Here is a 19572-nt window from a genome sequence, read left to right on the forward strand (position 1 = left end):
CGGCGCCGCTGTTCCGGCGGAGTGTCAACTTCCCTCAGACAGACTCGCGTCGACCGGATCCCTCGCGCATCTCGCTCAGGTCGAGGACCTCGTCCGGATCCGGCGCCTCGACCACGGCCTCCTCCCCGTGGCCGGTGAAGTCCATCACACCCGGCTCGTCGCCCCCCTCGTTCTCCGTCCGCAGCGGATAGGGCCGGTAGTCGTCGTTGGCGACACAGGCGGTGATGGTCCCCTCGCCGTCCTCCCCGGCCACCCAGCCGGTGATGCGCAGCGACTCGGCCCGCCCCATCGTCCCGGCGGACCGCTCCATGATCTCCCAGGCGGAGCTCCGCCCCAGCCTCGTCCCGCCGAATCCCCCGGAGAAGGGGGCGTCCCCCTCCGCCCCCGGCTTTCCCGGGGGCGCCGGATCCGCCCTGCCGATCCCCGCCGGAAGGCCGCCGGAAGGCCGCCCCCCGGTCCGGAGTCCGGTCCGGAGTCCGGTCCGCCCGGTCCTCCGGAGCAGCTCGTCACTCCCGCGGCCATGGCGCAGGCCAGTGCCGCCGCCAGAGCCCCCCGCTTGTCCCCCACTGCTCCGCCGCCCCCGTTTCCGCGATGCCGTCCCGCAACGTGGGACCACACCGCGCCGACAACCGGTTCCCGGGCCGGGGCTCCGGCCAGAGCGGTGCTCGCCTGCGCACTCACTCCACGATGTGGCGCCCCTCGGGCCGGGCGCTGCACGCCCCCCTGAACGAGCAGGTGTCGCAGTGCCGTCCGGGAGAAGGGGTGAACCGCTCGTCCAGGACGCGCCCGGCGGCATCGGCCAGCAGCCCGCCGACCCACTCCCCGTCCCCTTCGTGGGAGGACAGGGGAGGCTGCCGCTGCACGGCCGGGAGTTCGTCACCGCCCTCCCTCTTGGGCGCACCGATCCTGAGCTGGACCAGTTCCGCGCCGCCCGGCTCCGGCCGCCCGGGGAAGCCCTCCACCCCGTCGAGAGCGCCCTCGCGCACCGCGAACTGGTAGACGGCCAGCTGGGGATGGCGCTCGACCTCGGCCGCGGTCGGCTTGTTCTTGCCGGTCTTGAAGTCGACGACGTACGCCCGGCCGTCGGGCCCGCGCTCGACCCGGTCCATGGAGCCGCGGACGCGGACCCGGTGGCCGCCCGCCTCCAGCGTCACGTCGAAGTCGTGCTCGGTGGCGGCCGTCTCGCGTCCGAGATCACGCTCCATCACGTGCCAGCGCAGGAAACGCTCCAGGGCCGCGCGGGCGTTCTCCCTCTCCTGCCGCGACTTCCAGGGCGCGTCGAAGGCGAGCGAGTCCCACACCGAGTCCAGCCGCTCCAGCAGGACGGACAGGTCGGCGGGGGTGCCGCCGGAGGCGACCTCGTCGGCCAGGACGTGCACCACGTTGCCGAAGCCCTGGGCCGCGGTCGCGGGCGGCTCCGCCCTCACCTCGCGGCCCAGGAACCACTGGAGCGAGCAGGCGGTGGCCAGTTGGTGCAGCGCGCTGCCGGAGAGGGCGACCGGCCGGTCCCTGTCCCGCAGCGGCACCTCGCAGCGGGTCGGCTCGTACAGCCCCCACCAGCGGTGCGGATGGGCGGCGGGGACCAGGGGGACGCCGTCGTCGTCGCGCAGCGCGGCCAGAGCGGCAAGCCGTTCGGCGGCGGCCTCGCGCAGCGCGGGGGTGGCACGGGGGTCGACGGTGGTGGCACGCAACTCGGCGACCAGGGCGGACACCGACAGCGGGCGGCGCGGACGGGCGGCGACGTCCTTCGGTTCGACGCCGAGTTCGGTCAGGAAGCGGGAGGGCTGGTCGCCGTCCTCGGCCGCCGCCTTCACCGCTGTGACGACCAGGCGGTCGGCCGCGCGGGTGGCCGCCACGTAGAACAGCCTGCGCTCCTCGGCCAGCATCGCGCCGGGGGTGAGCGGTTCGGCCAGCCCGTCGCGGCCTATCCGGTCGGGCTCCAGCAGGGAGCCGCGCCGCCGCAGGTCGGGCCAGAGCCCCTCCTGCACCCCGGCGACGACCACCAGCCGCCACTGCAGGCCCTTGGCCCGGTGCGCGGTCATCAGCCGCACCGCGTCGGGACGCAGCGCACGGGGGGCGATGGTGTCGCCGGCGATGTCCTGGGCGTCCAGCTCCTCCAGGAAGTTGAGCGCGCCGCGCCCGCCGACGCGTTCCTCGGCACGGGCGGCGGCGGCGAACAGCGCGCAGACCGCGTCCAGGTCCCGGTCGGCGTTGCGGCCGGCGGCGCCGCCGCGCCCGGCCGCGCGCCGCAGCCGGGCGGGCCACCGGCCGTCCCGGTCGCCGCCCAGGCCGTCGTTCCACAGCAGCCAAAGCGTCTCCTCGGCCGTGGCACCGCCGGCCAGCGCCTCGCGCGCCTTGCGCAGTAGCAGCCCCAGCTCGCGCGCGCCGCGCGCGTACGACGGGTCGTGCGTGACCAGCCGTTCGGGCTCGGACAGCGCCTCGGCCAGCAGCTCGTCCGAGGGGCGGGGTACGGCGCGGCCGGCGGCACGCTCCTCCTCGCGCAGGGCCCGGCCCAGGCGGCGCAGATCGGCGCCGTCCATGCCCCCCAGCGGGGAGGTCAGCAGGGTCAGCGCGGTCTCCACCCCGATCCAGGGCCCGTCCGCACCGATGTCCGCACCGGTGTCCTCCCCCCCGGGCAGCCCGGCCCCACCGGCCCGGTCCGCCCCGCCGGTGTCCGCCACGGCGGCCCGCGCCGCCACCCGCAGCGCGGTCAGCAGGGGCACCACCGCCGGCTCCCGGCTCAGCGGCACGTCGTCGCCGTCGGTCTCCACCGGAACGCCGGCGGCCGTCAGCGCCCGCCGCACCGCGGGGATGGTGCGGTGGCCGGCACGCACCAGCACCGCCATCTCCCGCCACGGCACGCCCTCCTCCAGGCGGGCGCGACGCAGCAGGTCGGCGATGTTGTCCAGCTCGGCCCCGGGGGTCGGATAGGTGTACACCTCCACCCGGCCGCCCTCCCGGGCCGCCGACAGCCCCCGGTGGGCGCGTACGGCCTCGGCCGGGAGCCGGGTGAGCGGCATGCGGTGGGTGATCCGCCGGGTGGCCTCCAGCACCGCCGAGGCCGGGCGGCGGCCGGTGCGCAGCACCGCCACCGGGGCCGGGGATCCGTCGCGCCGCCGGAAGACGCCGGGGAAGTCGAGGATGCCGTTGACATCCGAGCCGCGGAAGGCGTAGATCGCCTGGTCGGGGTCGCCGAAGGCGACCAGGGTGCGGCCCTGCCCGGCAAGCGCGCGCAGCAGCCGCACCTGCGCCGGGTCGGTGTCCTGGTACTCGTCGACGTACACCGCGTCGTAGCGCGCGGCGAGCTTCGCCCCCACCTCGTCCCGTTCGGCGAGCAGCACCGCGCGGTGGACCAGTTCGGCGTAGTCGAGCACGCCCTGGAGATCCAGCACGTCGAGGTACTCGGCCAGGAAGGCCGCGGCGGCCCGCCAGTCGGGGCGGCCGGCACGGCGGGCGAAGGCGTCCAGCGCCTCCGGTCCCAGCCCCAGCTCGCGGCTGCGGGCGAGGACGGCCCGCAGTTCGTCGGCGAAGCCGCGCGTGGTCAGGCAGGCGCGCAGTTCCCCGGGCCAGCGGGCCCGCTCCCGGCCGGTGCCCTCCAGCCCCGCCTGGCCGGCCAGCAGTTCGCGGATGCGCAGGTCCTGCTCGGGGCCGGACAGCAGCCGCAGCGGTTCGGCGAACAGATCGGCGTCCTGGTGGGCGCGGACCAGGGCGTAGCAGTACGAGTGGAACGTCGTGATCTGCGGAGTCCGCGGCGCGGGCCCGTGCAGGCGGGCCGCCGTCCGGTCCCGCAGTTCGACCGCCGCCTTACGGCCGAAGGTCAGTACGAGGATCCGCTCCGGATCGCCTCCGCGCCGCACGCGCTCGGCGACGGACTCCACCAGGGTGGTGGTCTTGCCGGTGCCGGGCCCGGCCAGGACGAGCAGCGGTCCACCGCGGTGGTCAACCACCGAGCGCTGGGCTGCGTCCAGGGCAGGGAGGCTCGCCGGACCGGGCGGGGTACGCACCAACCGGTACGTATCGGACTTGAGGGAGGAACTCACGTGGATCGCCGGTCCTGGTCGCTGTGCTGGATGGTGCAGACGGTACGCCAGGGGGCAGCCGTGGCGCACGGCGTCGCGCCCGCCCCCGCCCCCGCCCCCGCCCCCCGTTCGGACGGCTCACCGCGGGTACGGCGGCATGTACGGCGGAGCCATGACGGAAGCTGGTGCGTGTGAGGAGTCCCACACCTGGGGAGTCAGGGGCGCCGGGCGGGCCGCTCGCGGACATCGGCCCCGTCCCCGCTCCCGCCCGCGTCCCCGTCCCACCGGGCCCGGCGCATGTCGACGCGCACCGCCGGGGCGGCGCGGCCGGCCGTACCGCCCCGGCCCCCGCGCAGCGGGGTGTCCTCCCGGCGGTAGTGGGCCAGCGCCCGGCCCTCGTGACAGGGCGGCGGTGTCCCGTCGGCCCGCACCACGCGCCACCACGGCACCACACCGCCGTAGAGGGACATCACCCGGCCCACCTGCCGCGGGCCCCCCTCCTCCAGCCACTCGGCCACGTCGCCGTACGTCATCACCCGGCCGGGCGGGATGCGCTCCACCACGGCCAGCACCCTCTCCGCGTAGTCCGGCAGCTCGCCGGCGGATCCGGTCATGGCGGCCATGGTGCCCCATGCCGCCGCCGGCCCGCACGGGCGGCGGCGCGCGGGCCGGCACGACACGCGCAAACTCGGCTTTCCGCGGAGAAAAGCGACCTCCCTCACCGGTCCGCCACCTCCTCGTGCCACCATCGTCCCGGCGGTGACAGGTGATACGAGAGCGAAAAGGGACCGGAGAGCGGTCCGAAGGACAGGGCGGGCCCCCTCCGCGGGAGGAGCCCCGTTCCGCTCACTCCTCGCCGCACACCGGCGGCCCTGACCGGGGGCCCGCGGAGCCGGACACCGGCAGGACCGGCGGGGAGGCGGGCCAGGAGCACGTCGAGGGCGACGAGCCGATCCTCCCCGCCCGGGTGCACCGCCCCTCCGACCTGGTGCGGCTGCTGCTCGGGGTCCTCGGCATCGCCGTCGTCCTGATCGTCGCAGCCTTCGCACACGGCACCACCGCGGGCCTGGAGCAGGACATCGGCAAAGGGGCGGGCCAGGCCCCTCCCCTGCTGATCAGCTTCGCCGGCTTCGCCTCCAGCGTCGCCGTGCTCATCGTGCCGGTGGCCTTCGCCCTGGAGCGGCTGATCAAACGCGACGGGCTGCGGATCGCCGACGGCGTCCTCGCCGCCGTCCTGGCGCACGGCGTGTCGCTCGCCACCGACCTGTGGGTCGCCGAGCAGGCTCCCGGCTCCATCCGGAACGCGCTGACCAGCCCGGCCCCGGAAGGCGGGCTCACCGACCCGGTGCACGGCTACCTGGCCCCCGTCATCGCCTACATGACGGCCGTCGGCATGGCCCGCCGGCCCCGATGGCGGGTACTGCTGTGGGCGGTGCTGCTGCTGGACGCCTTCGCGGTGCTGGTCGGCGGGTACACCACGCCGTTCTCGATCCTGGTCACCGTGCTGATCGGCTGGACCGTCGCCTACGGCACGCTCTACGCCGTCGGCTCCCCCAACGTCCGCCCCACCGGCCAGAACCTGCTGGCCGGGCTGCGGCGGGTGGGCTTCAGGCCGGTCCGGGCACTGCGTCTGGACCCCGCCGACCCCGCGGATCCCGAGCGGGCCGAGCAGAGCGACCGGGCCCGGCGCTATCTGGTCACCCTGGAGGAGGGCCCGCCGCTCGACGTCACCGTCGTGGACCGCGAGCAGCAGGCGCACGGCTACTTCTACCGCGCCTGGCGCCGCTTCGCGCTGCGCGGCATCACCCAGCGCCGCAGCCTCCAGTCGCTGCGCCAGGCGCTGGAGCAGGAGGCCCTGCTGGCGTACGCGGCCATCGCCGCCGGGGCCAACGCCCCGAAGCTGATCGCCACCTCCGAGCTGGGTCCCGACGCCGTCATGCTCGTCTACGAGCACGTCGAGGGGCGCAGCCTGGGCTCCCTGCCCGACCAGGAGGTCACCGACGAGCTGATGCGCGCGGTGTGGCGGCAGGTGCGGGCGCTCCAGTCGCGGCGGATCGCCCACCGCCGGCTGGAGGACGACGCCCTGCTGCTGGGCCCCTCCGGCGAGGTGTTCCTCACCGACCTCAGCGCCGGTGAGATCGCGGCCGGCGACCTGGTGCTGCGGATGGACGTGGCGCAGCTGCTGACCACCTTCGGTCTGCGCGTCGGCGCCGAGCGCTCGGTCACCGCGGCGGTGGAGGTGCTCGGTCCGGACGCGGTGGCCGACAGCCTCCCGCTGCTCCAGCCGATCGCGCTCAGCCGCGGTACCCGCGCCACCCTGCGCAGACTGGCCAAGGAGCGGGCCCAGCGCGAGCGGGAGGCGGCCATCGAGGCGTCGCGCCACAGCCGTGAGACGCGCCACGCCCAGGGGCACGCGCCCGCCGGCGACCGGAAGTCGCTCAGGGCGGAGAAGCACGCCGAGAAGCAGGCCGTCATGGAGGCCCTGGAGGAGGCGCGCGAGGAGGACCTGCTGGCTCAGATCCGCGGGCAGGTGCTGCTGGTCCGGCCGCAGGCCCCGATACAGCCCGCGCGGCTGGAGCGCGTCAGGCCGCGTACGCTGGTCAGCTTCATCGCCGGGGCCTTCGCCGCGTACTTCCTGCTCTCCCAGCTCACCCATGTGGACTTCCGGCAGGTCATCGGGGGCGCGAACTGGGGCTGGGTGGCCGCCTCGCTGCTGTTCTCCGCCCTGACGTACTTCGCGGCGGCGATGAGCCTGCTCGGTTTCGTGCCCGAGAAGGTCCCCTTCCTGCGCACGGTGATCGCCCAGGTGGCGGGCTCCTTCGTCAAGCTGGTGGCGCCCGCGGCGGTCGGCGGCGTCGCGCTCAACACCCGCTTCCTGCAGCGCGCCGGGGTCCGGCCCGGCCACGCGGTCGCCAGCGTCGGCGCCTCCCAGCTGTTCGGCCTGGGCAGCCATGTCGTCCTGCTGCTGACCTTCGGCTATCTGACGGGCACGGAGCACACCCCGACCCTCTCCCCGTCCCGCACGGTCATCGCCGGGCTGCTGACGGTGGCGGTGCTCTCCCTGATCGTGACGGCGATCCCGGCGCTGCGGAAGTTCGTGGTGGAGCGGGTGCGGGCGCTGTTCGCCGGTGTCGTCCCGCGGATGCTGGACGTCGTCCAGCGCCCGCAGAAGCTGCTCAGCGGCATCGGCGGCATGCTGCTGCTGACGGTGTCGTTCGTGCTGTGCCTGGACGCCTCGGTGCGGGCCTTCGGCGGCGAGCTGAGCTACGCGAGCATCGCGGTCGTCTTCCTGGCGGGCAACGCGCTGGGTTCCGCGGCGCCCACCCCGGGCGGTCTGGGCGCGGTGGAGGCGGCGCTGATCGCGGGTCTGATCGCGTTCGGGCTGCCGAAGGAGATCGCCACCCCGGCGGTCCTGCTCTTCCGCCTGATGACCTTCTGGCTGCCGGTCCTGCCCGGCTGGCTCTCCTTCACCCACCTCACTCGCCGCAAGGCGCTCTGACCGCCTGAGTCCGCGCGGGCACACCGCCCTCGCGGATGCGAGGCCCAGCACCCGATCCACCTTGCTTGTGCGAACCGGCATGCCATAGCGTCACGCACATGCGTTCCTACTCCATGGGCCGGGCGGCCCGGCTGCTCGGTGTCAGCCCCGACACGGTGCGCCGCTGGGCGGACGCCGGACGGCTGCCCACCCGCCGGGACGAGGGCGGCAGGCGGCTGGTGGCGGGCGAGGACCTGGCCGCGTTCGCCGTCGCCCTCGCGTCGGAGGGATCCGGCGGCTCCGCGGGTCCCGGCGGCTCCGACGGGGACGACGACGGGCCGCACACCAGCGTCCGCAACTCCTTCCCCGGAATCGTCACCGCCGTCCGCCTCGGCGACGTCGCGGCCCAGGTGGAGATCCAGGCCGGCCCCCACCGGCTGGTCTCCCTGCTGACCCGGGAGGCCGTGGAGGAGCTGGGGCTGGCGGTCGGCGTGGAGGCCGTGGCCCGGGTGAAGTCCACCAACGTGCACATCGACCGGATGTGAGGCGGACCGGCATGCACCACGTGACCGGTGCGCGTACGCCCCGCGCACCCCGGCGGCCACCGCGCCGCCCGCGCCTCGCCGCCCTGTTGCCGGCCGTCCTCGTCACACTGGCCGCCCTGGCGGCGGCCTGCGGGGGCGGAGCCCTCGGCCGCACCGGCGACGGCGGCGCGAAGGCCACCGTGACGGTCCTGGCGGCCTCCTCCCTCACCGACGTCCTCACCGGGGCGGGCGCCGTGTACGAGGAGGAGCACCCGGGCGTACGGCTGCGCCTGTCCTTCGCCGGCTCCCAGGAGCTGGCCGCGCAGATCCGCCAGGGCGCGCCCGCCGATCTGGTCGTCACCGCCGACACCGCGACGATGGAGTCCCTGCGGGACTTCACCGGCCCGTCCACCGTGATCGCCCGCAACCGGCTCGTCATCGCCACCGCCCCCGGCAACCCCCTGGGCGTCACCTCCCCGGGCGACCTCGCCCGCGAGGGGGTGAAGACCGTGCTCGCCGCCCCCGAGGTCCCCGCCGGGCGGTACGGGCAGCGGCTGCTGGAGCGGCACGGCGTCACCGTCCGCCCGGTCTCCCGGGAACCGGGCGTGCGGGCCGTGCTGAGCAAGGTGGAGCTGGGCGAGGCCGACGCCGGGCTGGTGTACGCCACCGACGCCGCCGCCTCCGAGGGCCGCGTCGAGGCGGTGCCCGTGCCCGGCGGCGGAGCCGGCGTGCGCTACCCCGCCGCGCCGCTGAAGGACGCCGCCCATCCCGGGCAGGCCTCGGAGGTCATCGCCTGGCTGGGCTCCGAACCGTCCCGCCGCCTGCTGCGGGAGGCCGGTTTCCTGCTGCCGTGAACCACCGCACCGAACCCCGCGCCCGGCCGCCACGCGTACACCCCCGCATGCCCGCCGCACGCCCCGGCATGCCCGCTGCGCGCCCTGGCATGCCCGCTGCGCGCCCCGGCATGCCCGCTGCGCTCGTCGTACCTGCCGCGCTGGCGGCGGCCTTCCTGGCCGTGCCCCTGGCCGGAGTGGTGGCCCACACGCCCTGGCGGGACCTGGCCGGGCAGCTCTCCTCGCCCGACGTGCTCCGGGCACTGGGGCTGTCCCTGCTGGTCTCCGTCCTCGCCCTGCTGCTCTCCCTCGTCCTGGGCGTGCCGCTGGCGTGGCTGCTGGCCCGCACGGACTTCCCCGGCAAGGCCCTGGTGCGCTCCCTGGTGCTGCTGCCGATGGTGCTGCCGCCGACCGTGGCGGGCGTCGCCCTGCTGCGCGGCTTCGGCCGCGGCGGCCTGCTGGGCGGACCGCTGGAGGCGGTGGGGGTGACGCTGCCGTTCTCCACCGCGGGCGCGGTGGTCGCCGCGGCCTTCGTGGCGATGCCGTTCCTGGTCATCGGCCTGGAGGGGGCGCTGGCCGGGATCGACCCGCGCTACGAGGAGGCCGCCGCCACCATGGGCGCGACCCTTCCGCAGACACTGCGGTACGTCACCCTGCCGATGGTGGCGCCCTCCCTGGCCGCGGGCGCCGCGCTGTGCTGGGCACGAGCGCTGGGCGAGTTCGGCGCGACGATCACCTTCGCGGGCAATCTGCCGGGGGTCACCCAGACCCTGCCGCTCCAGGTCTACCTGCTCCTCCAGCAGGACCCGGCGGCCGCGACCTCGGTCTCGCTGCTGCTGCTCGCCGTGGCGGCGGCCGTCCTGATCGCACTGCGCGGACGCTGGCTGGGCCACTCGCGCTGACGCACGCGGCGGCCCCGGGGACGCGCCGTCCCCGGGGCCGCTCCAGCGCTCGCTCCGCGTTCGTTCGCGGGCGCCGGTCAGTAGACCGGCTTCTCCGGCTCGATCTGGGTGACCCAGCCGACGACGCCGCCGCCGACGTGGACGGCGTCGGAGAAGCCCGCGTTCTTCAGGACCGCGAGGACTTCCGCACTGCGGACACCCGTCTTGCAGTGCAGGACGATCCGCTTGTCCTGCGACAGCTCGCCCAGCGCGTTGCCCATCAGGAACTCGTTCTTCGGGATCAGGCGCGCGCCCGGGATGGAGACGATCTCGTACTCGTTGGGCTCTCGGACATCGATGATGTCGATGTTCTCGCCCTCGTCGATCCACTCCTTGAGCTGCTGCGGGGTGATGGTCGAGCCCATCGCGGCCTGCTGGGCCTCGTCGGAGACCGCGCCGCAGAACGCCTCGTAGTCGATCAGCTCGGTGACCGTCGGGTTCTTGCCGCACACCGCGCACTCGGGGTCCTTGCGGACCTTGACCTGGCGGTAGTTCATCTCCAGGGCGTCGTAGATCATCAGGCGGCCGAGCAGCGGCTCGCCGATGCCCGCCAGGAGCTTGATCGCCTCGGTGGTCTGGACCGAGCCGACGGACGCGCACAGCACGCCCAGCACGCCGCCCTCGGCGCAGCTCGGGACCATGCCCGGCGGCGGGGGCTCGGGGTACAGGCAGCGGTAGCACGGCCCGTGCTCGCTCCAGAAGACCGACGCCTGGCCGTCGAAGCGGTAGATCGAGCCCCACACGTACGGCTTCTTCAGCAGCACGCAGGCGTCGTTGACCAGGTAGCGGGTGGCGAAGTTGTCGGTACCGTCCACGATCAGGTCGTACTCGGCGAAGATCCCCATCACATTGGAGGAGTCCAGCCGCTCCTGGTGAAGGTTGACCTTCACGTACGGGTTGATCCCGAGCACCGTGTCCCGCGCGGACTCGGCCTTGGGACGGCCGATGTCCGCCTGGCTGTGGATGACCTGGCGCTGGAGGTTGGACTCGTCGACCTCGTCGAACTCGATGATGCCGAGCGTGCCCACGCCCGCGGCGGCCAGGTACATCAGAGTGGGCGAGCCGAGGCCGCCCGCACCCACACAGAGCACCTTGGCGTTCTTCAGACGCTTCTGCCCGTCCATCCCGACATCCGGGATGATCAGGTGGCGGGAGTATCTGCGGACCTCGTCGACGGTGAGCTCGGAGGCCGGTTCGACCAGGGGTGGCAGCGACACGGAGACCTCAACAGGGTTGGTCGGTGGACGGTTGTTCCTCCCGTAACACTGCCACGCCCGATCTCATTCCGAGACACCCGGTCCGAGGCGCGAGACGATCTCGTCCCAGTAGCCGGGCATGGCCTCCCAGGGGTCCACGGCCTCGCCCCGGCGCCCGCGGCGGGTGCGGTCGGTGAACCAGACGGTGCCCGCCCCCTGCCAGCGCGCGATGCGCACGGCCTCCTCCAGATGGGTGCGCGGCACCCCGTGCACCAGGTGGCAGAAGCGTTCCGGCGAGTGGTCCGCCGTCCACTCGGCCACCTGCGACCAGCGGTAGTCCGCCCATGGCCCGGAGAACGTCACGAGCTGGTCGCCCGCCTCCGCGTAGCCGGGGAAGGGGTGGGTGCCGTGCCCGAGGACGATGTGGGCGTCCCCGCCCAGGGCGCGCAGCGCGGCCGTCACCCGGCACACCTCCGGCAGGGCGGCGCGGTCGCCCGGGCAGCGACCGAGGTGGAAGCCGTCCACCCCGTACCAGTCGAGGAAGTGGTGCGCGTCGTGGACCAGCGGGCCGAAGTCGCGGGTACCGTGCCGCAGGTCCAGATGGCCCAGCACGCGCACCCCGGCCTCGCGCAGCCCGTCGGCGGCCGCCGCGCAGTACGGGTCGGGGCGCTCCCCCGGCCCGCGCGCCACGTTGAGCACCGCCCAGTGCACCGGCGCGCCCGGCCGGGTCAGCTCGGTCCACTCCACGGGTGCCACCATCGGGTGCGCGTAGCCGGGCACCCCGACGCCGAGGCGGCCGGGCACTCCGGCGGCAGGTCTGAGCCGGCCGGAACTGGTCAGATACGGCATGCCGCCTCCATCCAGATGTCCGCGAGCGACTCCTCCAGGCCGATCCGGGGCCGCCACCCGAGCCGGTCGCGCGCGCTGCGCACGTCCGCCTGCTGCCAGGGGCCGCAGCCGTCGGGGTACGGGGGCACCTGCGGGCCGCCGCCCACCGGGTGCTGGTCGTCCATCTCGTGCACCGCGCCGGTGTGGCCTGCCACCCGGCCCAGCAGGGAGACCACCTCACGCAGCCGCACCGCGCGGCCGGAGCCGATGTTGACAACGCCCTGGGCGGCCGACAGGGCGGCGGCGTGCACCGCCCTGGCCACGTCCCGCACGTCCACGAAGTCGCGCTGGACGGCCAGCCCGGCCAGCCTGAGTTCGCCCTCGCCCTGCTGCATCACCCGGCGCATCGCCTCCGCCAGCCGCCCCAGCGGCGAACCGGTGGGCGTACCGGGGCCGACCGGGGAGAAGACGCGCAGCACGATGGCGTCCAGCCCGGAGCCGAGCACCAGCTCGCTGGCGGCGAGCTTGCTGACGCCGTACGGACTGCCGGGCCGCGGCACCGCGTCCTCTCCGGTGGAGGAGCCGGCCGGAGAGGGTCCGTACTCGGCGGCGCAGCCCAGGTGGACCAGCCGGGCCCCGCAGCCGCTGCGGCGCAGCGACTCGCAGACGGTGGCGGCGGCCACGGTGTTGTGCCGGATCAGGTCCCGTGCGCCGCCGCGGGTGGCACCGGCGCAGTTGACGACGACGCCCGGGTGGACGGCGTCCAGGAAGCGGGTGAGCGCTCCGGGGCTGCCGGTGGACAGGTCGAAGCGGACGTCGGCGTCGTCGCCCCGGCCCAGCGCGGTGAGCTGGACGGCGGGGTCGGCGAGCAGGCGGTCGGCCACATGGCGGCCGAGGTATCCGTTCGCGCCGATCAACAGCACTCTCATCGGACGTCCTCCCGCACTGCTGCGGTGACGCCGGTGGCGCGCGAAACGGTCATCGGGTGTGCTCCTTGGTCGATGGTGCGCGGCGCGCGGGGGTGTGTGCGCCGGCGGAGACGGTCGAGGCGCCGGGAAGGGCCGGACTCCGGGTCACGGCTCCTCCCGGTGGTGGGCGGACGCGCCGGTGAGGCGGGAGGCCGCGAACACCGACAGGGCCAGGGCCGCGCAGGCGCAGGCCGCGGCGGGTACGGCCGCCGGTCCCCAGGCGGTGGCCAGCGCCTCCACGGGGCGGCCCGGGAGCGCCAGGCGGAGGTGTGCGGAGGCCGCCGCCGCGGCGAGCGCCGCGGCCTCCAGCGCGCAGGCCGCGACGACGCCTCCCGCGGCGGCGGCCGGGAAGCCGTGGGAGGACAGCAGCAGGGCGATGAACAGCAGGGTGCCCAGCGCGGCCGCCTCGGCGATCCGCGCGCCCTCCGGTCCGGCCGCGCCGCCGGTCACAGCACTGATCACACCGCCGGGCGGGGCGCCGGCGAGGACGCCGTCCACGACCGCGTGCGCGACGGTCAGGACCGCGAGCTGGGTGACCGCGAACAGTGCGACGGCGGCGGCGAGCAGCGGACGCGTCCGGGCCGCGAACTCCTCCAGGCTGCGGCTGGTGCCGAGCCGCAGGCTCGCCCGCGCGGCGAACCAGCGCGCCCACCACACGGCGGGCGCGACGGCCAGCGCCAGGCCCAGCGCCACGCACCACTCGTCCGGGAAGGCGCCCGCCGCGGGCGCCCGGCCGCCCAGCGCCCTGGCCAGGGGACGACCGCCGGCCAGCGCGTGTCCGGCCAGCAGGCAGGCGCCCAGCGCGGCGACCCGGTTCAGGTCCGTGCCGCGCAGGCACAGCCGCACGGACAGCAGGACGAGCAGGACCCCGGCCGCACCGGCGGCGGTACGGGCGGGCGCCGGGAGGCCCGCGGTGAGGGCGTGCGCGGCCGGTGCCGCCGCGCACAGCCCGCCGGGCAGCAGGGGAAGCAGCGCGGCTCCCGACGAGCGCGCCCGTCCGGTTCCCCGGCCGCGCCGGGGGGTGCGGGTGGCGGGCGCGCCGTCCCGGGAGCCTGCGGCATCGGCTCCGCCCGGCTCGTGGGCCGCGTCCGCCCCGTGGACTTCACCGGCTTCGCCGGCCCCGTCCGCGCGGGGGGTGCGGGCGTACAGCTCCTCGGAGAGCGAGAACACGTCCCGGTGCCGGTAGCGCGCCGCGGTGCGGTCGGTGATCCCGTGTGCCTCCAGGGCCGCGGCGATCTCCAGCGGGTCCACGGCCCGTGCGCACAGCTCCCGGTGGCGGTGCAGCAGCGAGCGCACGGGGTCGGCGGGCAGGTGCGGATACGGCGGGGCGCTCACCGGCGCCCCCCGCCCTGCCCGGCGGGTACGCCCGCCGCGGCCGTACGGGCCCAGCCCGGGGCGCGGGCGGGGCGTCCGCCGGGGCGGGCGGCCGCCGCCGGGGCGGTGGGCGCGGGTACGGCGGGCGCGGTCCAGCGGCCGGGGAGGCTGGCCTCGGGCGGGCGGGCGAACGGCAGCGCGGCGACGGCCGGTCCGGCGGGCCGCGGGCGCTGCGAGAGCAGCTCCAGGTAGACGCCGCGGAACGCCGATACGTTCTGTTCCGCGGTGAACAGCTCCTGCGCCCGGGCCCGCGCCGCGGCACCCAGCCGGGCGCGGCGGGCCGGGTCGCGCAGCAGGGCCGTGCAGGCGTCGGCCAGGGCACGGGGGTTGCGCGGCGGCACCACGAGCCCCGTGCCGCCGATGGCCTCGCACACCGCGCCGACGTCCGTGGAGACCGTGGCCCGGCCGGCGAGCATCGCCTCGGCCAGGGAGACCGGGAAGCCCTCCACCACGCTGGAGAGCACGGCCACGTCGGCGGCGGCGTAGGCGTCGGCGAGCCGGGGAAGCGCGGGATCGCCGATCCGCGCGAAGCAGACCGGGTTCTCCCCGACGCTGAGCGGACCGGCGGCCTCGTCGGGGAAGAGCTGCGCGGCCAGCGCCCGGCAGTGCGCCAGGTACCGAGCCGACTCCGGGTCCCTCTCCGGGGCCGGGCCGCCGGGCCGTTCGGCGATCAGCAGCCGGGTGCCGGGCACGGCCCTGCGGACCTCGGCGAAGGCGTGCAGCAGGCCGACCAGGTCCCTGGCGGGACCGGTCCGCCCGACCCACACCAGCACCGGGTCCGGCCGCCTCCGCCCCGCGTCCTCCTCGATCCCCGTCAGCTCGGACGCGTCCATGCCCGGGTAGACCGTGCGCAGCCTCCCTCGGTCCGCCCCGCACCTCTCCTGCCAGCGCCGGGAGTGGGCATTGCCGGAGGTGACGATCACGGCACGGCGGTACGCCTCGCGCGCCAGGTTCCCGTGGAGGGAGGCGAGCAGGGCGCGCACCGGCGCGCTCACGGCGTCCGGCGCGACGGCGTGCGCGGCGCTGGCGAGGTAGTGCTCGCGCAGCCGCACGCCGTACTCGGTCACCAGCAGCGGGGTGCCGAAGAGGCGCCGGGCCAGCAGACCGGGGAGCGCGGCGGGTCCTGCGCCCACCGCGTGGCAGACGTCCGCGGCCGCGAGCCCGGAGGTCTCCCCGGCCCCGTACCAGTCCAGCGACAGGGGCCTCAGCGCCCTCTCCGACCGCTCGGCGACCGTGAGCAGGTCGGCCGGCGTCGCGGAGCGCGCGGCCCGGAGCGCGCCGGGGGCGCGGCACGCGCCCTCCAGCAGCCGGACCGCCTGCTCGGAGCGGAGGGCCGCGACGAGCCCGCCGTGCTCCCGGGCCAGGTCGGCCAGCCCGTGGAGGCCGTGGGCGAAACGGTCCGCCTCGGCTTCGGACCCTCCGCCCCCGCCCGCCGTGTCCTGCGCTCCCGCGCCCTCCGTACCGGCGCAGACCGCGCGGGCCAGATCCGCGAAGTGCTCGCCGAAACGGCGTCCGAAGCGCCGCCCGTACCCGCTCCGGCGCCCGCCGTCGCCGGGGGCGGGGCCCCACAGCGGGGCGGTGCGCACCCTTCGGACGTTGTCCGGCAGAGCGGGCCAGGCACCCTCCCGGTGCCGCTCGTCGCGGCCGAGCGCGTGGACCTCGAAGTCGTGACCGTCCAGGCCTCGCACCAGCCGGTCGCACCACACGTACGAGTCACCGCGCGGATAGGGATAGCCACCCTCCGTGAGTAGTGCGATGCGCACCTGTCCACCCCCGTTCCTCCTCCGGGCCACCGGCAGTCGCCGTGGCGTCGCTGGAAGACGTTATGCGCGAGGCGGGGCGGCGCGGCGGACGGTTGTCCGTCACACCACCGGAAGGGGTGAACTACCGTGACTTTCGACGCGATTGAACGTTCGGCCGTCTACCGCGGACCGAAGGGTCCCGTCAGGCGTCGGGAAACGGCCAGGCGTTGGGCCGGCAGGTCGCCCCGCCCACCGTCAGGTACTTCGTCTGCTGCATCATCACCGGCGCCAGGGCGCCCTCCCGCGGGCAGTTCACATGGCCCTTGCCGAGCCTGTGGCCCACCTCGTGGTTGATGAGCATCTCCCGGTACTCCCGGATCCGGTCCGGGCCGAAGGTCTCCGCGCCGCGCGCCCACCGGTAGGCGTTGATCATGATGCGCTCGGTCGAGGCCGAGTCGCACGAGACGTTGTCGACCGTGGTGTCCAGGCCCGATCTGGCGCACCACTCGGCGGTGGTGGAAGGGGAGGCCAGCGTGATCACGAACACCGGATCGTCGCCCTCTGACTTCCCGGACTTCCCGGAGACCCGCTCGAAGGTGCGGGCGCCCCCGTGGCTCCAGCTCCGCTCGTCGTTGAGGGTGCGGTGGACGGCCTCGGCGAACAGCTCGCCGTCCAGCGGCAGCCCGTCCTCGACGTCGACCCGGTAGCGGACGACCTCCCCCTTGCCGGGCGCCTCGTCGGCCCCGGGGACGGCGGCGAGCCGGCCCGAGCCCTCGAAGTCCGGGGCCAGGCCGAACAGGCGCCCCATCCGCTCGCCGTAGGAGGCCTGTGCCCCGGGCGGAGCCTTCCCCTCGTCCGCTCCGCCCGAGGGGGTGGGGCGCGCCTCGAACCGGGAGGCGTCCGGGGCCCCCGCGCGCGGGGCCTCACCACCGGCCCGCAACTGCCGGTCCATGCCGCTGCGGCCGTCGGCGACCTGCCCGGCCACCACGACGGCCAGCACGGTGGTCACGGCCGCGGCCGCGACCCCGGTGAAGGTCCGGCCGTGTCCGCCGTGCGCGCCGTGTCCGTCCCGGCCGCCACCACCGCCGTCCTCGGCGTCCGGCTCACCCGTACGGAGGCCGCCGACCGGCCTTTCGGCCTCCGCGGTGGTGTCCGGCTCGAACCCGTCCGCGCGCAGTGCGCCCGGCGAGCCGTAGACGCCGTCGTCGAACGCCTCGACGTACTCCCGCCGCGGCATCCGCCCCGTCCCGTACACCGTCTCCCGCGGTGGTCCGGCGGGCCCGTGCCCGGCGCCCGGTTCGCGCTGCTCGGGGTGGCCGCCGCGGACCGGGGGCACGCCGTGCGGGCCGGCGGCACGCTCTCCGGACGGGGGGTGCGGCGGGGCCGGTGCCGGACGGGGACGCGGGGCCCCCTCCGGGGCCGCCTGCCGGACCGCGGGCCGCTGCCCGGTGGCCGTGGCCGTCGGCTTGCCGCTGCCCGGCCGGCCCCGGCGACTGTGACGTCCCACGACTCGTCAACCCCTGCCCGTATCGGTTTCTCCCAGCAGATCCCGGAAGGCGCTCCCCACCGCCTCCGGGTATTCCATCATCGCGACGTGTCCGGCGTCGGGAAGCGCCAGCAGCCGCGATTCGCGGAACGCGGCGGCGGCCCTGCGCGCCATGCGGAACGAGACAAGCAGATCCCGCCCGCCGTACACCAGCAGCGTCGGCGCCAGTACACGCTCGGCCTGGCGCCACAGCGCGTGCTGGCCGCCGAGTGTGTAGGCGTTCACCAGACCTCGCGCCGACCGCGAGAGCGAGTCCCAGAAGTACGGCAGCGCCAGGCGGCGCTCGTACTCCGCCACGGCCGCCTCGAACTCCTCCCGCGACACCGCCGCCGGATCGCCGTAGCACAGCGCCAGGAGTTCCCGGGTGCGCCGCTCGGCCGTCCAGTGCCGGGTCATCCGCCCGAAGAGCCTGGTGGCCCCGGGCACCGCCAGCAGGGCGGTGGGGATCGCGGTGCGCTGCGGACGCAGCTCGGGCAGGGCGGGCGAGACGAGGGTGAGGGTGCGCACCAGGTCGGGCCGGACCGCCGCGACCCGGGTGGCGACCGCGCCGCCCAGGGAGTTGCCGAACAGGTGCACCGGCCCGCGCCCGGAGGCTTCGAGGTAGCCGATGACGGCGCGCGCGTGCCCGGAGACCGAGTAGTCGCCGTCATCGGGCGGCGGCGAGTGGCCGAAGCCCGGCAGATCGACCGCCTCGCCGTCGACCTCGTCGGCCAGCTCACGCATCAGCGGGGACCAGTTGAGGGAGGACCCGCCCAGACCGTGGACGTACAGCCCGGCAGGCAGTCCCCCGCGTCGGCCCGGCCGCCCGCGCACCGACAGCGTCAGGCCGGGCAGCGGCACGGACCTGTGCGTCTCGCCCTCTCCGGCCCGCGACCGGCCCGAGGGAGGGACCTCGAACGGGGCCGCCGCCGGCGGCTGCTCGGTCGATGACATGAGGGCAATGTTACGAGACGATCACCGCCGCTCTCACGTGTTCGGGGTCACACCTTCCCGGCCTCCGGGATTCTCCTCTCCTGAGCTCGTGTGGAACCCCTTCAGCCTGGAAAGAGGATCGTCATGTCTGTTGACCCCACCGATCCCGACACCTTCGACCGGTTCGAGGACGAGGACCAGAGGCCCGCGGCCGAGCGGTTCGGAGTCGAGGCTCCCGAGGCGGACGCGGCCGAACAGCACGCGGAGGTCCTGCCCCGCGAGAACGTGCGACCGCTGGCCGCCGACTCGCCGGAGGTGAACCCCGCGGACGCCGCCGAGCAGGCACGCGTCGTCGAACTGGACGAGGACGATTACCGCTAAACCGATACATCGCGCGTTCGAGACGCGGATTTCTGTGCCCGCCCGACGCACAGGTGGTTTACCCAAAAGTACGATGGCGGACGCAGCGCACCCCGCGCGCGGAAGACTGACGACCTCTCCCCGGAATCCCCGGATCCCCGGGGCCCGGTCCGGGCCCCGCCCGGGAGGCGTTCCAGGGAGACCCAGGAGGCGAGCGTGACAGCCATCGAGCAGACCGAGGCACGTCCGCGTGGCACACGGCTGCCACGCCGGGCCCGACGCAACCAGTTGCTCGGTGCGGCACAGGAGGTGTTCGTCGCCCAGGGTTACCACGCCGCGGCCATGGACGACATCGCCGAGCGCGCGGGCGTCAGCAAGCCGGTGCTGTACCAGCACTTCCCCGGCAAGCTCGACCTGTACCTGGCCCTGCTGGACCAGCACTGCGAGGCACTGGTCCAGTCGGTGCGCGCGGCGCTGGCCTCGACCTCGGACAACAAGCACCGGGTCGCGGCGACGATGGACGCCTACTTCACGTACGTGGAGGACGAGGGCGGGGCCTTCCGGCTCGTCTTCGAGTCCGACCTGACCAACGAGCCCGCGGTGCGCGACCGTGTGGACAAGGTGAGTCTGGACTGCGCCGAGGCGGTCAGCGAGGTGATCTCCGAGGACACCGACCTGCCTCCGGACCAGGCGATGCTGCTGGCCGTCGGGCTGTGCGGCATGGCGCAGATCACCGCCCGGTACTGGCTGAGCGCCGGGCAGAAGGTCCCGCGCGACACCGCCACCAGGCTCATCTCCTCGCTGTCCTGGCGGGGCATCGCGGGCTTCCCGATGCACGGCTGACCCGCGGC

Annotated in this window: 16 protein-coding genes; 6 read left to right on the top strand and 10 right to left on the bottom strand. The window is 75.4% G+C overall.

All coding sequences use genetic code 11. From position 1 onward, the window contains the following. Nucleotides 1–34: 34 nt before the first annotated feature. The 3 genes from ACGRHY_RS08510 to ACGRHY_RS08520 all read right to left on the bottom strand — a co-directional run bounded on the left by ACGRHY_RS08510 (nucleotide 35) and on the right by ACGRHY_RS08520 (nucleotide 4633). On the bottom strand, nucleotides 35–310 hold the full coding sequence (locus ACGRHY_RS08510; protein ID WP_394634776.1) for a hypothetical protein: 276 nt from the start codon (nucleotides 308–310) through the stop codon (nucleotides 35–37). Nucleotides 311–677: 367 nt separating this feature from the next. Continuing rightward, on the bottom strand, nucleotides 678–4004 hold the full coding sequence (locus tag ACGRHY_RS08515) for an ATP-dependent helicase (protein WP_394634777.1): 3327 nt from the start codon (nucleotides 4002–4004) through the stop codon (nucleotides 678–680). Nucleotides 4005–4234: 230 nt separating this feature from the next. After that, nucleotides 4235–4633 carry an MGMT family protein gene (locus ACGRHY_RS08520; protein WP_394634778.1) on the bottom strand — a complete coding sequence of 133 codons (399 nt, stop codon included), beginning with the start codon at nucleotides 4631–4633 and terminating at the stop codon, nucleotides 4235–4237. 152 nt (nucleotides 4634–4785) lie between these two features. On the opposite strand from ACGRHY_RS08520, the gene ACGRHY_RS08525 reads away from it, so the two are divergent. The 4 genes from ACGRHY_RS08525 (at nucleotide 4786) to ACGRHY_RS08540 (ending at nucleotide 9756) form a co-directional block, all read left to right on the top strand. Then, nucleotides 4786–7518 (top strand): lysylphosphatidylglycerol synthase transmembrane domain-containing protein, encoded by a 2733-nt coding sequence (locus ACGRHY_RS08525; protein WP_394634779.1) that lies wholly within the window; start codon nucleotides 4786–4788, stop codon nucleotides 7516–7518. A gap of 98 nt (nucleotides 7519–7616) precedes the next feature. Then, nucleotides 7617–8042: a TOBE domain-containing protein gene (locus tag ACGRHY_RS08530; RefSeq protein WP_394634780.1), complete on the top strand. Its 426-nt coding sequence runs from the start codon at nucleotides 7617–7619 to the stop codon at nucleotides 8040–8042. Between the two features lie 11 nt (nucleotides 8043–8053). Then, nucleotides 8054–8875, top strand: a complete 822-nt coding sequence (gene modA / locus ACGRHY_RS08535) for a molybdate ABC transporter substrate-binding protein (RefSeq protein WP_394634781.1) — start codon at nucleotides 8054–8056, stop codon at nucleotides 8873–8875. A 110-nt stretch (nucleotides 8876–8985) separates the two neighbouring features. Beyond that, nucleotides 8986–9756: an ABC transporter permease gene (locus tag ACGRHY_RS08540; RefSeq protein ID WP_394634782.1), complete on the top strand. Its 771-nt coding sequence runs from the start codon at nucleotides 8986–8988 to the stop codon at nucleotides 9754–9756. A gap of 77 nt (nucleotides 9757–9833) precedes the next feature. Here the strand turns inward: ACGRHY_RS08540 and moeZ are convergent, their stop codons facing one another. From moeZ to ACGRHY_RS08575, 7 genes are all read right to left on the bottom strand, one after another. Next, nucleotides 9834–11012 carry an adenylyltransferase/sulfurtransferase MoeZ gene (gene moeZ / locus ACGRHY_RS08545; RefSeq protein WP_394634783.1) on the bottom strand — a complete coding sequence of 393 codons (1179 nt, stop codon included), beginning with the start codon at nucleotides 11010–11012 and terminating at the stop codon, nucleotides 9834–9836. Nucleotides 11013–11075: 63 nt separating this feature from the next. Continuing rightward, entirely contained in the window at nucleotides 11076–11840 is a 765-nt protein-coding gene (locus ACGRHY_RS08550; RefSeq protein WP_394634784.1) for a spherulation-specific family 4 protein, read from the bottom strand. Beyond that, nucleotides 11828–12748 carry an NAD-dependent epimerase/dehydratase family protein gene (locus tag ACGRHY_RS08555; RefSeq protein WP_394634785.1) on the bottom strand — a complete coding sequence of 307 codons (921 nt, stop codon included), beginning with the start codon at nucleotides 12746–12748 and terminating at the stop codon, nucleotides 11828–11830. The genes ACGRHY_RS08550 and ACGRHY_RS08555 overlap by 13 nt, the downstream gene beginning before the upstream one ends. 144 nt (nucleotides 12749–12892) lie before the next feature. Then, entirely contained in the window at nucleotides 12893–14122 is a 1230-nt protein-coding gene (locus ACGRHY_RS08560; protein ID WP_394634786.1) for a hypothetical protein, read from the bottom strand. Further along, on the bottom strand, nucleotides 14119–15924 hold the full coding sequence (locus tag ACGRHY_RS08565) for a DUF3492 domain-containing protein (protein WP_394634787.1): 1806 nt from the start codon (nucleotides 15922–15924) through the stop codon (nucleotides 14119–14121). The genes ACGRHY_RS08560 and ACGRHY_RS08565 overlap by 4 nt, the downstream gene beginning before the upstream one ends. 181 nt (nucleotides 15925–16105) lie before the next feature. Then, complete coding sequence (locus ACGRHY_RS08570; protein ID WP_394634788.1) at nucleotides 16106–17239, bottom strand: DUF3152 domain-containing protein; 1134 nt, start codon at nucleotides 17237–17239, stop codon at nucleotides 16106–16108. Between the two features lie 177 nt (nucleotides 17240–17416). Beyond that, nucleotides 17417–18382 (bottom strand): alpha/beta fold hydrolase, encoded by a 966-nt coding sequence (locus ACGRHY_RS08575; RefSeq protein ID WP_394634789.1) that lies wholly within the window; start codon nucleotides 18380–18382, stop codon nucleotides 17417–17419. 123 nt (nucleotides 18383–18505) lie between these two features. Between ACGRHY_RS08575 and ACGRHY_RS08580 the strand changes: the two genes are divergently transcribed. Further along, a complete protein-coding gene (locus ACGRHY_RS08580; RefSeq protein WP_394634790.1) occupies nucleotides 18506–18742 on the top strand; it encodes an Rv3202a family protein in 237 nt (78 codons plus the stop codon). A gap of 195 nt (nucleotides 18743–18937) precedes the next feature. Further along, nucleotides 18938–19564, top strand: coding sequence for a TetR/AcrR family transcriptional regulator (locus tag ACGRHY_RS08585; protein WP_394634791.1), 627 nt, complete (start codon nucleotides 18938–18940; stop codon nucleotides 19562–19564). Nucleotides 19565–19572 lie beyond the last annotated feature (8 nt).

Source organism: Streptomyces shinuiensis (assembly GCF_043660855.1).
In the GTDB taxonomy this organism is placed as follows: domain Bacteria; phylum Actinomycetota; class Actinomycetes; order Streptomycetales; family Streptomycetaceae; genus Streptomyces.

Coding starts and splice junctions, on each gene's coding strand:
- ACGRHY_RS08510 (WP_394634776.1), bottom strand. CDS start 310: ATGGAGCGGTCCGCCGGGACGATGGGGCGGGCCGAGTCGCTGCGCATC.
- ACGRHY_RS08520 (WP_394634778.1), bottom strand. CDS start 4,633: ATGACCGGATCCGCCGGCGAGCTGCCGGACTACGCGGAGAGGGTGCTG.
- ACGRHY_RS08530 (WP_394634780.1), top strand. CDS start 7,617: ATGCGTTCCTACTCCATGGGCCGGGCGGCCCGGCTGCTCGGTGTCAGC.
- modA (WP_394634781.1), top strand. CDS start 8,054: ATGCACCACGTGACCGGTGCGCGTACGCCCCGCGCACCCCGGCGGCCA.
- ACGRHY_RS08540 (WP_394634782.1), top strand. CDS start 8,986: ATGCCCGCTGCGCTCGTCGTACCTGCCGCGCTGGCGGCGGCCTTCCTG.
- ACGRHY_RS08550 (WP_394634784.1), bottom strand. CDS start 11,840: ATGCCGTATCTGACCAGTTCCGGCCGGCTCAGACCTGCCGCCGGAGTG.
- ACGRHY_RS08555 (WP_394634785.1), bottom strand. CDS start 12,748: ATGAGAGTGCTGTTGATCGGCGCGAACGGATACCTCGGCCGCCATGTG.
- ACGRHY_RS08575 (WP_394634789.1), bottom strand. CDS start 18,382: ATGTCATCGACCGAGCAGCCGCCGGCGGCGGCCCCGTTCGAGGTCCCT.
- ACGRHY_RS08580 (WP_394634790.1), top strand. CDS start 18,506: ATGTCTGTTGACCCCACCGATCCCGACACCTTCGACCGGTTCGAGGAC.